Genomic DNA, 15038 nt, shown 5'->3' on the forward strand with positions numbered 1-15038 from the left:
TCGTCCGGTGCACCGAACGGACGACTCCTACGACTACTACTGCTGGTAGGGACCCTGCTGGTACGGCTGCTGAGGGGGCACCCCCGGCTGCGCCTGCGGACCGTACGAAGGGCCGGGTTGCGGGGGCAGCACCGCCTGCGGAGGCTGGTTGCGCGGGTCCGGTTTGGTTGTGCTGACCGGCGCCGCCGTATCCACCGGAGTGCGGGCCACCGATTCCGCGGCGCGCACCGCGCGCTCGACGGCCGGGTCGGTACTGGTATCGAACCAATCCGCCACCTCGTCGGAATCGTCCTCCGGTTTGCCGGGGGCCTCGTCTTCGGGACGTGGTTCGTACCGGAAGACACCGTCCTCGCCCTGGGTGCCGAAATTCTTCGCGAAGCCTTCCAGCGCCTTACCGAAATCGCTGGGCACCAGCCACACCTTGTTGGCGTCGCCGCGGGCGACCATGGGCAGGGTCTGCATGTACTGGTAGGCGAGCAACTCCGGGGTGGGCTTCCCGGATTTGATTGCGGCGAAAACCTTCTCGATGGCTTTCGCCTGACCCTGCGCCTGCAGGTACGAGGCGGCCCGTTCACCCTGGGCCCGCAGGATACGGCTCTGCCGTTCGCCCTCGGCGGACAGGATCGCCGACTGTTTGGCCCCCTCGGCAGCGAGGATCTGCGCTTGTTTGGAACCCTCGGCCGTTTTGATCTGCGATTCCCGGGTGCCCTCGGCGTTGAGGATCATGGCGCGCTTCTCCCGGTCCGCCTTCATCTGCTTCTCCATCGATTCCTGGATCGACGGCGGCGGATCGATGGATTTGAGCTCGACTCGCGCCACTCGCAGCCCCCAGCGTCCGGTGGCTTCGTCGAGTACCCCGCGCAGCTGGCTGTTGATCTGGTCGCGGGAGGTCAGGGTCTCCTCCAGGGTCATACCGCCGACCACATTGCGCAGGGTCGTCACGGTGAGCTGCTCCACGGCGGCGATGTAGTTGGAGATCTCGTAGACCGCCGCCTGCGGCTGCATCACCTGGAAGTACACCACCGAGTCGATCTGCAGGGTCAGATTGTCCTGGGTGATCACCGGCTGCGGCGGGAAGGACACCACCCGTTCGCGCAGGTCGACCTTGGCGCGAATCCGGTCGGCGAAGGGCACCAGGAATGTCAGCTGTCCCGATACCGTCCGCGAATACCGGCCCAATCGTTCGATGACCGCGGCCTCGGCCTGCGGCACCAGGGCGATCGACTTGAACACCACCACCGCCGCGAGCAGTACAAGGGCGATCACGAGAATCAATGCAGCCATTACGGCCCTTTCCAGACGACAGCGGTCGCCCCGTCGATCTTCATCACGTATACGGTCGCGCCCTCCGGATACTGCTCCCCCGGATCCAAGGACCGGGCGCTCCACACCTCACCGCTCAATTTCACCCGCCCGTCGTGTTCACCGACCGGTTCCAGTACCAATGCGGTCTTACCGGTCAGCGCGTCCACATTGGTCGGTGTCGGCGGCGGAGTGCCGAAGCGCCGCAACAGGGTCGGCCGGACACCCAGCAGCAGGACAACCGCCGCGACGACGAAGACCACCGCGTCCACGACCACGGGAGCGTCGGTCAGAAAGCTCACCCCCGCCGTCAGCAGCGCGGCGGAACCGAGCATCAGCAGCGTCAGTTCACCGACGAACATCTCGGCAGCCGCCAGCAGCACGCCGGCGACCAGCCAGACAATAGCGGCCACGTGGCCCAGCTTAGTGGGATATGCCACCGGACGGGGGCCCGACGGGCGACACCCCGCACCGGCAGCCCACGCGGCAACCGCCGATACGCTACTTTCGGCCCGGTGAGCGATCGATACGGCGATATCTTCTCCGGCCATCCGCGCACCGCGAAACGCACCGTCGCGCGGATCGAGGCCGAAACCGATCTCGTAGTGGAGGACGCGGCCAGCGGATTCTGCGGCGCGGTGGTGGGTTTCGACCGCAGCTACGACGGCGATTTCGTGAAATTGGAGGACGGCCGCGGAACGGTGCGCCTCTTCGCGCTACGCGAAGCCGCGTTTCTCATCGACGGTGTACCGGTGACACTCGTCCGGCCGAAATCACCGGTACCACCGAAACCGGTCCGCTCGGCTTCCGGTTCGACCCGCGTCGAGGGTCTGCGCGCGAAAGTCGCCGCGCCCAGCCGCATCTGGGTCGAGGGCGTGCACGATGCCGCACTGGTGGAACGGGTCTGGGGCCATGACCTCCGGGTCGAGGGAGTGGTGGTGGAGCATCTGGAGGGACTCGACAACCTCGCTGCCCGGCTGGCCGAGTTCGAGCCCGGCCCCGGTAAACGGGTCGGTGTCCTGGTGGACCATTTGGTCACCGGGTCCAAGGAATCACATCTCACCACCGGACTCGGCGAATACGTTCTGGTCACCGGGCATCCCTATGTCGATATATGGCAGGCGGTGAAACCCGCGACGATGGGAATCGCGGAATGGCCCCGGATTCCGCGCGGCGAGGATTGGAAAACCGGTATCTGCGAGCGACTGGGCTGGGGCACACCCCAGGAGGGCTGGCGCCGCGTGTATTCGGCGGTGAATTCGTTCCGGGATCTGGAGGCGCCGCTACTCGGCGCGGTGGAACGGCTGATCGATTTCGTCACCGAACCGGGGCAACAATTCTAACCCGCCCGAACAGGCTGCGCAGAGGCTGCCCGCGGGTTGCCGACACCCTTTATGCTCGATGATTATGTGCTCTCCCAGTGCCACCCTCACGCTGTGGGCCGGTTCGTGGCTCGCGGGTCGCAACGCGCCCGACGATATCCTCGAGGCGCTGCACGCGTGGGCACCCGTGCACACTCTCGCCGCCGGCGATCCGGTCACCGGCGGGCGCACCGATCTGCCGTGGTCGGCACTCGGGGAGCCGTCCGGGACAGCGGTCATGGCGCTGCTCAAGATGTTTCGCGAAGCACTGGCCGTGCCGGGGGCGGAGCTGCGGCTGGTGCTGCCGGTGCCCGGCGATGTCCGCGGTCTTCCGGTCGGCACCGCCTTCGCCAGCGACGCGATCGAGGCGGGCGAAGGTATCCTCATCGGGGTGCCGGGCAGCGACGGCACGGGTCTCATCCCGTATCACACGGACGAGTCGACCCTGCAGTGGACGATCTACGCCGTTCCGATGCCCCGCACGGCAGGCCCCGATATGTCGCTGGGTGAAGCCGAGTACGCGATGCGCGAAGCTGTGCGCGATGCCGCGGACGCCCTCATGCGCCTGCATACGACGGGCCTCGGCGCCGGCGATTCCGACCCGCGGGAACTCATCGAGGCGGAGCTGGCCGACTACTCACGGCACACCTACCCGGACTACGTCCCACTGCGCGCCAAACGCATCCTCGATACCGCCGACCATGTCGCGGCCATCCTGACCGTCGCCCAGCGTGAACCGGCCTCCGCGCCCACCTCGGCCACCGCCGCCACCGCCCACGAATCGCTGTTGCGCCCGCTGTGGGACGCGATCCGCGCCGCCCGGCTCGTCGCCGTGCACACCGCGGCCCCACAGACCCGCTGAGATCGCCGCGAGCAATCTCCGGGGAACGTACTGCTATGAGGGACGTCGCACCGGTGCGCAGCAATCGACAGCACAGGCCGCGCCGTCGACCGTGCATCCGTAGCCCGGAACCTCACCGAGTCGGCGGGCGGCCGCACCGCGTATCTGTTCCCCGGCCAACTCCACCACCATCTCGGCGAACCGGCTGTCGGTGCCCGGTGTCGCCGCGCGGGCGAAGGCGATACCCAGTTCGGCCGCCTTCTCGGCGGCCTCGTTGTCGAGATCCCAGATCACCTCGAGGTGGTCGGAGACGAATCCGACCGGGCAGATCACCACGGCGTCGAACCCCTTGCCCGGCAAGGTTTCCAGATGGTCGACGATATCCGGTTCCAGCCAGGGCACCTGCGGGGGTCCGGAACGGGACTGCCACACCACGTCGTAATCGGTGAAACCGGCTGCGACAGCACATAACCGAGCCGCTTCCCCGACCTGCCGGCTGTAGAGGCGTCCGCCGTCCGCCGGTGGTCCGGCCGCGTTATCGGCCGCGACCGGCACCGAATGCGCCGTGAACACCAGCCGGGTGCTCTCGATCCGGTCGGTGGGAAGTGCTGCCCGGGCCGCGCCGATGGCGTCGGCGAAGGCCGCGATCAGCAGGGGATGGTCGAAATACTGGCGCAGTTTCACCAGTTCGGGAGCATCGGGCCCCACTGCCGCGCGGGCCCGGGCGATATCCTCGTCGTACTGGCGGCACCCCGAGTAGCCGCCCCAGGCCGAGGTCGGGAAGACCAGGGCCGAGCGCACACCGTCGGCCGTCATCCGGGCCAGTGTGTCCTCGGCCAGCGGATGCCAGTTGCGATTGCCGAAATAGACGGGCAGATCCAGGCCGGCGCGTACCAGCTCACGCTCTATCGCCGCGATGATCTCGCGGTTGCAGGCGTTGATCGGTGACACCCCGCCGAAATGCAGATAGTGCTCGGCGACTTCGGCCAGGCGTTCGGGTGGGACACCGCGCCCGCGGGTGACGTTCTCCAGGAACGGCAGCACATCCTCGGGACCGTCCGGTCCACCGAAGGACAGCAGCAGTAATGCGTCGGCCGCGCGGGCCACGGCTCCTCCTCTTCGGTCGGGTCGTCAGTCCAGCGGCATGTTCTCGGGGAACCAGGTGTTGTGGCTGGCTCCACCGTCGACGTAGATGATCGACCCGGTGGTGGCGGGCAGCCAATCCGACAGCAACGCGACGATCGATTTACCGACCACTTCGGCCCCGCCGTCCCAGCCGATGGGTGAGGCGCCGTCCCAGTAGGTGTCCAGCTGCTTCAACTGTTTGGCGTCATCGGTGGCGGTACCCGCGATGGCTTTGGCGGCAAGCGTTTTCACCGGTCCCGCGGCGACCAGATTCGACCGGATCTTCTTGGCGTATCCGACTTCGCGCGCCACGTACCGGTTCACCGACTCCAGCGCGGCCTTCGCCACACCCATCCAGTTGTAGTACGGCATCGCGGTACGAGGATCGAAATCCATGCCCACGATCGACCCGCGCTCGTTCATCACCGGCAGGACCGCGCGGGCCAGCGCCGCATAGCTCCACGCGGAGATCTCGAAGGATTTCGCCGCGTCCGCACTGGGACCGTCGAGGAACGGCACCGCGTCCGGGCCCATCAGTGTCTTGGGAGCGAAGGCGATCGAATGCAGAACACCGTCGATACCTTCGGGCGCGAGCCGGCGGAGCTCGTCGGGCAGTTTGCTCAGGTCCTCGTCGTTGGTGACATCGAGCCCGATGGCGGGCGGCACCTCCTCCGGCAGCCGCTTGGCGATCCGGTCGATCAACCGCAGGCGCTCGGTGATCCCGGTGATGATCACCTTCGCCCCCTCCTTCTGCGCGATCGCCGCCGCGTGGAACGCGATGGAAGCATCGGTGATGATGCCGGTGACGAGGATCGTCTTGCCTTCGAGCAATCCGCCCATGAGTTCTCGGTTCTCCCTGATGTGTGGTGTTGTGTAACGCCCGGCCGGAGCGCCGACCGCGCTCACGGTGTCGTCGGCGTGGCCTTCGAAATGTGGTCGATGAACTGCGGGCGGGTCAGTGCCCCATACCCATACCGCCGTCGACCGGGATCACCGCGCCGGAAACATAGGCCGAGTCCTCCGAGGCCAGGAAGCTGATCACAGCGGCGACGTCCTCGGGCTTGCCGACGCGCTGGAGCGGGATGAACTTCTCGGCCATCTCCCGCAGATTGTCCGGCAGATCCTTGGTCATATCGGTCTCGATGAAACCGGGCGCGACGACGTTGGCGGTGATCGAACGCGAGCCGAGCTCACGCGTGATCGAGCGTGCCAGCCCGACGACACCGGCCTTCGAGGCGGCGTAGTTGATCTGCCCGGCCTGGCCCGCGAGCCCGACCACCGAGCCGAGGAAGATCATCCGGCCCCAGCGGGCGCGCAGCATGGCCCGGTTGGCCCGCTTGGCGCACCGGAAGGCGCCGGCCAGGTTGGCGTCGACAACCTTGGTGAACTGCTCTTCGCTCATCCGCATGAGCAGGGTGTCATCGGTGATCCCGGCATTGGCGACCAGAACCTCCACCGGACCCTGCTGCGCCTCGACCTCGGCAAAGGCCCGATCGACCGATTCGCTGTCGGTGACATCGCATTTCACCCCGAGCAGGCCCTCGGGTGCGCCCGAACCACGATGGGTCACGGCCACCTTGTGACCGTCGGCGTGCAGGCGCTGCGCCACCGCGAGCCCGATACCGCGGTTACCGCCGGTCACCAGGACCGAACGTGCTGTGAAGTTCGACATGGGGACAACCTACCTGGCCGAGGGGCGGCCACTCGCATGGGACGTCCACCGGAATTCTCCCGGCGGACTTGTGGATCTTCGACAAAACACCGGCAGACAGGACGCGGGCCGGGTCCAGCTCTGAACCCGGCCCGCGAAAGCCCGTGGCAGCCGGAACCGATCAGGTCCGGCCCCGGCTACGGCAACCGCTGACGCAGGACCAGGGCGACCACGACACCGGCGAGCGTCGCGAGCAGACCGAGCATCCACCACGGTCTGCTCGCATCGCCTCTGGTCACTTCGTACCCGATCTGTTCCTCCAGGGTGTCGTAGACGCTGGACAGCTCTTGCAGGCTGGAGGCCGTATAGAACTCCCCGCCCGAGAGTTGCGCGATCTCCTGCATCGCCTCGTCGTCCACCGGAACATCGACCTGATCGGTACCGCCGTCGTCCCGGGGTATCTCGACAACACCCCATTTCGTACCGAAGGAGATGGTCGACACCGGAATCTTCTTGGTCTTGGCCAGCCGGGCCGCCACGAACTCGTGACGCGGATTGTCGACATCCTCGAAATCCGGGACCGTCTGTTTACCATCGGACATCAGGACGATCCGCGCGGGCGGCGGCGTTTCCGAACCGCCCAGAACCGAGGCCAGGGTCTCGATCGACTGCAGCGCGGTGAAGATCCCCTCACCCGTGGCCGTCCGTTCGGCGAGCTTGATGTTGTCGATCGCGGCCTTCACCGACCCTCGATCGGTGGTGGGCGAGACGAGTACCGAGGCGGTGCCGGCATAGGTCACCAAACCCAGATTGATTCCGGGCGTGAGGCCGTCGGCGAAGTTCTTGGCGGCCTCCTGGGCGACCTGCAGCCGATTCGGCGAGACATCGGTGGCCTCCATGGACAGCGAGACGTCCATGACGAGTACGACGGTGGCCCGGTTACGGGGCACCTTCTTCTCGGCGGTCGGACCGGCCGCGCCGATCGTGGAGAACACCATGCCCACGATCAGCAGCACGATCGGCACATGACGCCAGAAGCTCGGCCGGTTCGGTGCCACCTTCTCGAGCTGCTCCATATTGCTGAACCGCAGCATATTCCGATGCTTACTGCGCTGGACCAGCAGATATCCCAATGCGAGCAGCAGGATGACAGCAAGGAACCCGAGCCAGATCGGGGAAGCGAAATCAGAAATACTCACTGGCGTGGCACCCGTGGGGTCGAGGCGCCGAGGCTGTGGCGCCGGGTGGAGACGAACCGGACCACGTCGGCGATCCAGTCCCGGTCGGTCTGCAGGGTCAGCACCGGGGCGCCGCAGCTGCGCAGAGTCTGCTCGACCTCCTGCCGGTGCCGTTGCGCGGCCGCCGCGTAGTCGGCGCGCAATTGCGGGGTGACGCTGAACTCGCGGGTGCGTCCGGTTTCCGGATCGTGCAGTACCACGTCACCGATATCGGGTAACGCGATATCGCGCGGATCGAGTACCTCGACGGCCAGCAGTTCGTGGCGCGCGGCAATGGCGCGCAATGACCGCTGCCAGCCGATATCGCCGAGAAAATCGCTGATGACCACCGCGAGCCCGCGTTTACGCTGCGGGCGGCGTAGGGATTCGATCGCACCGCGTAGATCGCCGCGCACTCCGTCGCGCGGATGCGGGGTGGTGGCGATACTGCGCAGCATCGATTGCGCGTGCACCCGGCCGCTACGCGCCGGAATCCGCAGCAACTGCTCACCGGTGGCGACCACAGCGCCGATCCGGTTCCCGCCACCCATCGTCAAATGGGTGATCGCGGCCGCGGCGGCGACCACCAGATCGCGTTTCTGGCAGGCCGCGGTACCGAAGTCCAGGCTGGCGGACAGGTCCACCACCATCCAGGTCTCCAGCTCGCGGTCCGCGATCATCTGCCGGACATGCGGATGGGTGGTGCGGGCGGTTACCGACCAGTCCATCTGCCGGACATCGTCGCCGGGTTGATACGCGCGCGCCTCGCCCGGCTCCGAACCGGGTCCGGGGATCAGGCCGAGATGGTCACCGTGCAGGACACCGTCCAACCGGCGGCGCACGGTGAGCTCCAGCGTTTTGAGCGCGGCCGACAGATGCGGATCGGTCAGTTCTCCCGAACGGAACGACGGCGGCGCGTGATCGGCCATGGGTACTCGGGCACGGGGGTCCGGTGACCGGGTCACTGGGTCTGGTTCGTGCCGGCGGTCTGCGGTACCTGGGGCGCCCCGGCGGGCTGCGGCGGGGCGGAACGGCCGTTGCCGTTCTCCGCGGCGGGCGGTGCACCGGGTGCCACCGCCTGCGGCGCGACCTGGGGCATACCGACGGTCTGCAGCACCCGCTGAACGACGTCCTCGGGGCTGACCTCGTCGGCGAGCGCGTCGTAGGACAGCACCAGGCGATGCCGGAGCACATCCGGGATCACCTCGATAACGTCCTGCGGGACCACATAGTCACGACCACGGATGAGTGCCACGGCGCGGGCGGCGGCGATGATGCCGAGGCTCGCGCGGGGCGAGGCACCGTAGGCCACCCAGTTCGCGACATCGTGCATACCGAACTCGGCGGGATTGCGGGTGGCCGAGATCACCCGCACCACATAGTCGACCAGTGCGTGGTGCACGAAGGTGCTCGCCGCGAGTTTCTGCAGTCGCAGCAACTCCGCCGGCTCCAGGATCTGCCCGGGTTCCGGCGGCGCGACACCCATCCGGTAGATGATCTCGCGCTCTTCCTCGACGGAGGGATAGTCGACGACCACCTTGAACAGGAAGCGGTCGCGCTGCGCCTCCGGCAGCGGGTACACGCCTTCGCTCTCGATCGGGTTCTGGGTGGCCATCACCAGGAACGGATCGGGCATCGGGTAGGTCTTGCCACCGATCGACACATGCCGCTCGGCCATCACCTCGAGCAGCGCCGACTGCACCTTCGCCGGTGCGCGGTTGATCTCGTCGGCGAGCACGAAGTTCGCCACGACGGGGCCGAGTTCGGTATCGAACTCTTCCCGGCCCTGCCGGTAGATACGGGTACCGACCAGGTCGGTGGGGACCAGGTCGGGGGTGAACTGGACGCGGGAGAACGAACCGCCGACCACCTTGGCGAAGGTCTCCACCGCGAGCGTCTTCGCGATACCGGGCACACCCTCGAGCAGCACATGCCCGCGTGCCAGCACCCCGACCAATAGCCGCTCGACCAGCCGATCCTGCCCGACGATAACCCGTTTGACCTCGTATATCGCTTTTTCCAGGGTCTGGACGTCACGTTCGAGGGTGTTCGAAGCAGGCGCCGGCGGTTCTTTCGCCAAATCTGCCCCGCTGACACCATCCGTCGAAGTCACCAACATCCCCGCTTTCGCCTCGGTCTTGTGCGTGCTGTCACAACTATTCCAGGTGATGGCCGTATCCGCCGCACCCGGCTCCACTGTCGCGAATTCCGCCGCACCCGGATACGGTGACCGGCCGCTGTGGTCGAGCCACGGCCGCTTTCATCGCCCGTCGCTGTCGACCATACGTACCGATACGGCATGATGCCCGCCACAAGGGCTGTCGAAACCTCGGCCGTGTCGCAGGGCTGGACGGGGCAGCGGCTACCGCGGCGCCGGTTCCTCGGCGGCGGGCGCGGCCGGGGTGCCCGCCGCGACCGGTGTGTTCTCGCGGCGCGATTTGATCCAGTACAGCCCGCCGATCGTCAGGACGAGCACGGTGAGCAGCACGGATGTGATCCCGGTCCAGCTCATCGTCGGGGTCTGTTCGAGGCGGTGCACCAGAATCTGCGCGGCTTCCTCGCTGTCGCCTTCTTTGAACTTGGCCTTGTCCTCGGCCCATTCCAGGTGCACCCGGCTGATCGAATCACTGGCGGTGCCGATCCAGTCGTCGCTGAACACCGCGACCGTTCCGTGCTGGAACCCGGCGACCTCGGTGGCCAGGTCCCGCAGCTCCGAATCGTGGCCCGGGTTGCCGTGCATCACCACGATGCTCAGATCGATGCCCTGCGCACGCGCGTCGGCCACGATTGCGGCCAGATCGCTCTGGTCGTCGTCGTCGGGTGCGGACACACCGTTGTCGGCGAGATCGGAACGAACCTCCTGCATGGTGTCCGAGTCGAATTCGTCCGGCAGTTTGGTGGCCCCGAGGGAGAAGGCCGAAGTGTGGTTGACGGGCATCTTCCATCCGGTGTTGGTCGAGGTCGCATCGATGGACGACGCAACGGGGAGTCCGATACTGGGCACGAGTTCCACGAGTACCCGACGGTACGCCCCGGCAACCCGGACCAGCTCGAGAGCAGATTACGCGACGAGGCAGCGGTTGACCTACACGCGCCACGCCCGATGGTTGCCGGGCCGAGCGGCGGCGGTGCCATCGGCCCGGAAATTTCACAGGACAAGCGTACTGTTAGGGTTGGGAATCGCGGGGACCGGCGCCATCCCGGGCCGGCACCTCATGCCAGAGACGTACCGCCGCCGGCACAGCCCCGCCGACGGCGCCCACACCCGACAAGTGGAGCTGACGTGACGAAAAGTATCGATACTTTCGGCGCCAAGGGCAACCTCGAGGTCGGAAGCAACTCCTACGAGATCTTCCGACTCTCGGCTGTGCCCGGCACCGAGAAACTCCCGTACGCACTGAAGGTCCTCGCCGAGAATCTGCTGCGGACCGAGGACGGCGCCAATATCACCGCGGACCATATCCGCGCCCTGGCGAACTGGGACCACGACGCCCAGCCCAGTATCGAGATCCAGTTCACCCCGGCCCGTGTGGTGATGCAGGACTTCACCGGCGTGCCCTGCGTGGTCGACCTGGCCACCATGCGCGAGGCGGTTTCCGCTCTCGGCGGCGATCCGGAGAAAGTCAACCCGCTCTCCCCCGCCGAGATGGTCATCGACCACTCGCTCATCCTCGATGTCTTCGGCCGCGCCGACGCCTTCGAGCGCAATGTCGAACTCGAATACGAGCGCAACGGCGAGCGCTACCAGTTCCTGCGCTGGGGACAGGGCGCGTTCGACGATTTCAAGGTCGTCCCCCCCGGCACCGGCATCGTGCACCAGGTGAACATCGAGTACCTGGCCCGTACCGTCATGGTCCGTAACGGCCAGGCCTACCCGGACACCTGCGTCGGCACCGACTCGCACACCACCATGGTCAACGGCCTGGGTGTGCTGGGCTGGGGCGTCGGCGGTATCGAGGCCGAGGCCGCCATGCTGGGCCAGCCGGTCTCCATGCTGATCCCGCGCGTGGTGGGCTTCAAGCTCACCGGTGAGATCAAACCGGGCGTCACCGCCACCGACGTGGTGCTCACCGTCACCGATATGCTGCGCAAGCACGGTGTGGTCGGCAAGTTCGTCGAGTTCTACGGTCAGGGCGTCGCCGAGGTGCCGCTGGCCAACCGCGCCACCCTGGGCAATATGAGCCCCGAGTTCGGCTCCACCGCGGCGATCTTCCCGATCGACGAGGAGACCATCAACTACCTGCGCCTGACCGGCCGGACCGATGAGCAGCTGGCGCTCGTCGAGGCCTACGCCAAGGAACAGGGCATGTGGCACGATCCGGCCGCCGAACCCACCTACTCGGAGTACCTCGAGCTCGACCTGAGCACCGTGGTGCCCTCCATCGCCGGCCCCAAGCGCCCGCAGGACCGGATCGCGCTGAGCGAATCGAAGGTCGCGTTCCGCAAGGACATCCACAACTACGTGGAGGATCAGCACCCGACGCCGCATTCCCAGCTGGACGAGGCCGTCGAGGAATCGTTCCCGGCCTCCGATCCGGCCACGCTGTCCTTCGCCGACGACGGCGCCGTCGACGTGCTGTCCGCGGCGGTCAACTCCCAGGGCCGGCCCTCCAAACCGGTGCGGGTCGCCAGCGAGGAGCGCGGTGAGTTCATCCTGGACCACGGCGCGGTCGCGGTCGCGGGTATCACCTCCTGCACCAACACCTCGAACCCGTCGGTCATGATCGGCGCGGCACTGCTCGCCCGTAACGCGGTGGAGAAGGGCCTGACCAGTAAGCCGTGGGTGAAGACCAATATGGCCCCGGGCTCGCAGGTCGTCACCGATTACTACAACAAGGCCGGCCTGTGGCCGTACCTGGAGAAGCTCGGCTTCTACCTGGGCGGTTACGGCTGCACCACCTGCATCGGCAACACCGGTCCGCTGCCGGACGAAATCTCCAAAGCGGTCAACGACAACGACCTCACCGTCACGGCGGTGCTGTCGGGTAACCGCAACTTCGAGGGACGTATCTCCCCCGACGTGAAGATGAACTACCTGGCCTCGCCGCCGCTGGTCATCGCCTACGCGCTCGCGGGCACCATGGACTTCGACTTCGAGAACGACGCGCTGGGCAAGGACACTCAGGGCAACCCGGTGTTCCTGAAGGACATCTGGCCCTCGGCGCAGGAGATCGACGACACCATCAAATCGGCGATCAGCCAGGAGATGTTCACCAAGTCCTACGCCGACGTCTTCAAGGGCGACGAGCGGTGGCGCAGCCTGCCCACCCCGGAGGGCAATACCTTCGAGTGGAGCGACGATTCCACCTACGTCCGCAAGGCGCCCTACTTCGACGGTATGGGCATGGAGCCGGAACCGGTCGCCGATATCAAGGGCGCCCGCGTGCTGGCACTGCTGGGCGATTCGGTCACCACCGACCACATCTCGCCCGCCGGCGCCATCAAACCGGGCACCCCGGCCGCCGATTACCTCGATTCCCACGGCGTGGCGCGCAAGGACTACAACTCCCTGGGCTCGCGGCGCGGCAACCATGAGGTGATGATTCGCGGCACCTTCGCCAATATCCGGCTGCGCAACCAACTCCTCGACGATGTTTCGGGCGGTTACACCCGCGACTTCACCCAGGAGGGCGCCCCGCAGGCGTTCATCTACGACGCCTCGCAGAACTACCAGAAGGCCGGTATCCCGCTGGTCGTACTGGGCGGCAAGGAATACGGCTCCGGTTCCTCCCGGGACTGGGCCGCGAAGGGCACCCGGCTGCTCGGCGTCAAGGCCGTCATCACCGAATCCTTCGAGCGTATCCACCGGTCGAACCTGATCGGTATGGGTGTGATCCCGCTGCAGTTCCCGGCGGGCGAATCGGCGAAATCGCTGGGCCTCACGGGTACCGAGGTCTTCGATATCGCCGGTATCGAGGAGCTCAACTCGGGTACCACCCCGTCGACCGTCCACGTCACCGCGACCAAGGAAGACGGCCAGAAGGTCGAATTCGACGCGGTGGTCCGGATCGACACCCCCGGTGAAGCGGATTACTACCGCAACGGCGGCATTCTGCAGTACGTGCTGCGGAATATGATCCGGAGCTGATCGGCCTACGGCGGGCCGGGCTTTGCCGGTTCCGCGCGGCGGCCCTCGGGACCAGAGCCTGCGGCTCATCAGGTTTCGAGGTCCGGCGCGCGGCGACCGGGTCCGCGAGGACTCCCGAATCGCCGCAGGACGCGGCTACGCGTACCCGGGTGCGGCGCAGTCCGCACGAGATCACATAGTAGACACCGGGATTCCCCGCCTCGGTCTCGGCCGCGGCGGGGTTGCGCGTATCTGTGACCATAGCCCGTGTTTCGTATCCACCCCTCTGTGGAGGAGAGTTCATGCCCAAGGTCAGCGACGATCATCTGGCCGCCCGGCGCACACAGATACTCGACGGCGCGCGCCGCTGTTTCGCCGAGTTCGGGTACGAAGGCGCCACGGTGCGCCGCCTGGAGGAAGGCATCGGCCTGTCCCGCGGCGCGATCTTCCATCATTTCCGCGATAAGGACGCGCTCTTCCTGGCACTTGCCCAGGAGGATGCCGAGCGGATGGCCGACGTCGCGGCCAATCAGGGCATTGTGCAGGTGATGCGGAATATGCTCGCCGACCCGCAGGAGTACAACTGGCTGGGCACCCGGCTCGAGATCGCCCGCCGGCTCCGCACCGATCCGGAGTTCCGGGCCGGCTGGACGCAGCGTTCGGCCGAACTCACCGCCGCGACCCTGGCCCGGCTGGAACGCCGCAAAGCCGCCGGTGCGTTGCGCGACGATGTGCCCACCGATGTCCTGCTGGGCTATCTCGACCTGGTGCTCGACGGTCTGATCGCCCGCATCGCTTCGGGGCATACCAACGAAAACCTCACCGCCGTCCTGGATCTGGTGGAGGCTTCGGTGCGCCGGCGCCCGTGAGCGCCGTGCCGCGCGCTCACCGGACGGCCGTCAGCCGCCGGATTCGAGTGCGGTGAGCAGCTTTCCGGCGATCCGGTCCAGCTCCCCGCGTTCGGCCGTGGTCAAAGCCGACAGCATCCGCGTCTCGTTGGCGGTGTGGTCGGTCACCACCGTATCGACGAGTTCCCGTCCCGCGGCCGTCAGTGCGACCCGCACCGCGCGCCGATCGCCGGTATCGGCGATCCGCCGCACGTAGCCCGCCGATTCCAGGCGGTCCAACCGTCCTGTCATCCCGGCCCGCGACAGCATGAGAGTCTCCGCGAGCCCGGAGGGATTGAGCTCGAAGGGAGCCCCGGCCCGCCGCAGCGCGGCCAGCACGTCGAATTCGCCGCGTCGCAGGCCGTGCGCGAGAAACACCGACTCTATTGCGCGTTCGGCGACGATCGCGAGCCGGCCGAGCCGGCCGAAGACCACCATCGCCGCCAGGTCCAGGTCGGGACGTTCGCGTCGCCACTGCCGCTCGATGGCATCGATCGCATCGGATTCGGTCATGGACAAGATTCTATTCGCCGGCATATAGTTTGGCAACGAACTATTCGCCTCCGAATCACTAGGAGTAGCCGTGG

At 66.9% G+C, this 15038-nt stretch carries 14 protein-coding genes; 4 read left to right on the forward strand and 10 right to left on the reverse strand.

What is annotated here, in order from left to right; translation table 11 throughout:
* Window positions 1–36: 36 nt before the first annotated feature.
* Together ABZ827_RS06490 and ABZ827_RS06495 are read right to left on the reverse strand one after the other, a co-directional pair.
* The gene (locus tag ABZ827_RS06490) at window positions 37–1284 is read right to left on the reverse strand and encodes an SPFH domain-containing protein (RefSeq protein ID WP_357233437.1); all 1248 of its coding nucleotides are present in this window, start codon (window positions 1282–1284) and stop codon (window positions 37–39) included.
* On the reverse strand, window positions 1284–1715 hold the full coding sequence (locus ABZ827_RS06495) for an NfeD family protein (protein ID WP_357233439.1): 432 nt from the start codon (window positions 1713–1715) through the stop codon (window positions 1284–1286). The genes ABZ827_RS06490 and ABZ827_RS06495 overlap by 1 nt, the downstream gene beginning before the upstream one ends.
* Before the next feature lie 102 nt (window positions 1716–1817).
* Between ABZ827_RS06495 and ABZ827_RS06500 the strand changes: the two genes are divergently transcribed.
* Together ABZ827_RS06500 and ABZ827_RS06505 are read left to right on the forward strand one after the other, a co-directional pair.
* A complete protein-coding gene (locus tag ABZ827_RS06500; protein WP_357233441.1) occupies window positions 1818–2645 on the forward strand; it encodes a DUF3097 domain-containing protein in 828 nt (275 codons plus the stop codon).
* 64 nt (window positions 2646–2709) lie between these two features.
* Window positions 2710–3525, forward strand: coding sequence for a hypothetical protein (locus ABZ827_RS06505; protein WP_357233443.1), 816 nt, complete (start codon window positions 2710–2712; stop codon window positions 3523–3525).
* 33 nt (window positions 3526–3558) lie between these two features.
* On the opposite strand, the gene ABZ827_RS06510 is transcribed toward ABZ827_RS06505, so the two are convergent.
* From ABZ827_RS06510 to ABZ827_RS06540, 7 genes are all read right to left on the reverse strand, one after another.
* Complete coding sequence (locus ABZ827_RS06510; protein WP_357233445.1) at window positions 3559–4611, reverse strand: ferrochelatase; 1053 nt, start codon at window positions 4609–4611, stop codon at window positions 3559–3561.
* A gap of 24 nt (window positions 4612–4635) precedes the next feature.
* Window positions 4636–5469, reverse strand: coding sequence for an NADH-dependent enoyl-ACP reductase InhA (inhA, locus tag ABZ827_RS06515; RefSeq protein ID WP_357233447.1), 834 nt, complete (start codon window positions 5467–5469; stop codon window positions 4636–4638).
* Between the two features lie 115 nt (window positions 5470–5584).
* On the reverse strand, window positions 5585–6301 hold the full coding sequence (fabG1, locus tag ABZ827_RS06520) for a 3-oxoacyl-ACP reductase FabG1 (protein WP_357233449.1): 717 nt from the start codon (window positions 6299–6301) through the stop codon (window positions 5585–5587).
* Between the two features lie 176 nt (window positions 6302–6477).
* Entirely contained in the window at window positions 6478–7479 is a 1002-nt protein-coding gene (locus ABZ827_RS06525; RefSeq protein WP_357233451.1) for a VWA domain-containing protein, read from the reverse strand.
* Window positions 7476–8426, reverse strand: coding sequence for a DUF58 domain-containing protein (locus ABZ827_RS06530; RefSeq protein ID WP_357233453.1), 951 nt, complete (start codon window positions 8424–8426; stop codon window positions 7476–7478). The genes ABZ827_RS06525 and ABZ827_RS06530 overlap by 4 nt, the downstream gene beginning before the upstream one ends.
* A 32-nt stretch (window positions 8427–8458) precedes the next feature.
* Entirely contained in the window at window positions 8459–9616 is a 1158-nt protein-coding gene (locus tag ABZ827_RS06535; RefSeq protein WP_357233455.1) for a MoxR family ATPase, read from the reverse strand.
* Window positions 9617–9859: 243 nt separating this feature from the next.
* Window positions 9860–10510 (reverse strand): DUF6676 family protein, encoded by a 651-nt coding sequence (locus tag ABZ827_RS06540; protein ID WP_357233457.1) that lies wholly within the window; start codon window positions 10508–10510, stop codon window positions 9860–9862.
* 270 nt (window positions 10511–10780) lie between these two features.
* On the opposite strand from ABZ827_RS06540, the gene ABZ827_RS06545 reads away from it, so the two are divergent.
* On the forward strand, window positions 10781–13585 hold the full coding sequence (locus tag ABZ827_RS06545) for an aconitate hydratase (protein ID WP_357233459.1): 2805 nt from the start codon (window positions 10781–10783) through the stop codon (window positions 13583–13585).
* 281 nt (window positions 13586–13866) lie between these two features.
* The gene (locus ABZ827_RS06550; RefSeq protein WP_357233461.1) at window positions 13867–14433 is read left to right on the forward strand and encodes a helix-turn-helix domain-containing protein; all 567 of its coding nucleotides are present in this window, start codon (window positions 13867–13869) and stop codon (window positions 14431–14433) included.
* A 30-nt stretch (window positions 14434–14463) separates the two neighbouring features.
* Here ABZ827_RS06550 and ABZ827_RS06555 read toward each other — a convergent pair whose 3' ends face one another.
* The gene (locus ABZ827_RS06555) at window positions 14464–14964 is read right to left on the reverse strand and encodes a MarR family transcriptional regulator (RefSeq protein WP_357233463.1); all 501 of its coding nucleotides are present in this window, start codon (window positions 14962–14964) and stop codon (window positions 14464–14466) included.
* Between the last annotated feature and the right edge of the window lie 74 nt (window positions 14965–15038).

Origin of the sequence: Nocardia sp. NPDC019395 (assembly GCF_040632335.1) — a bacterium.
Classification (GTDB): Bacteria; Actinomycetota; Actinomycetes; order Mycobacteriales; family Mycobacteriaceae; genus Nocardia.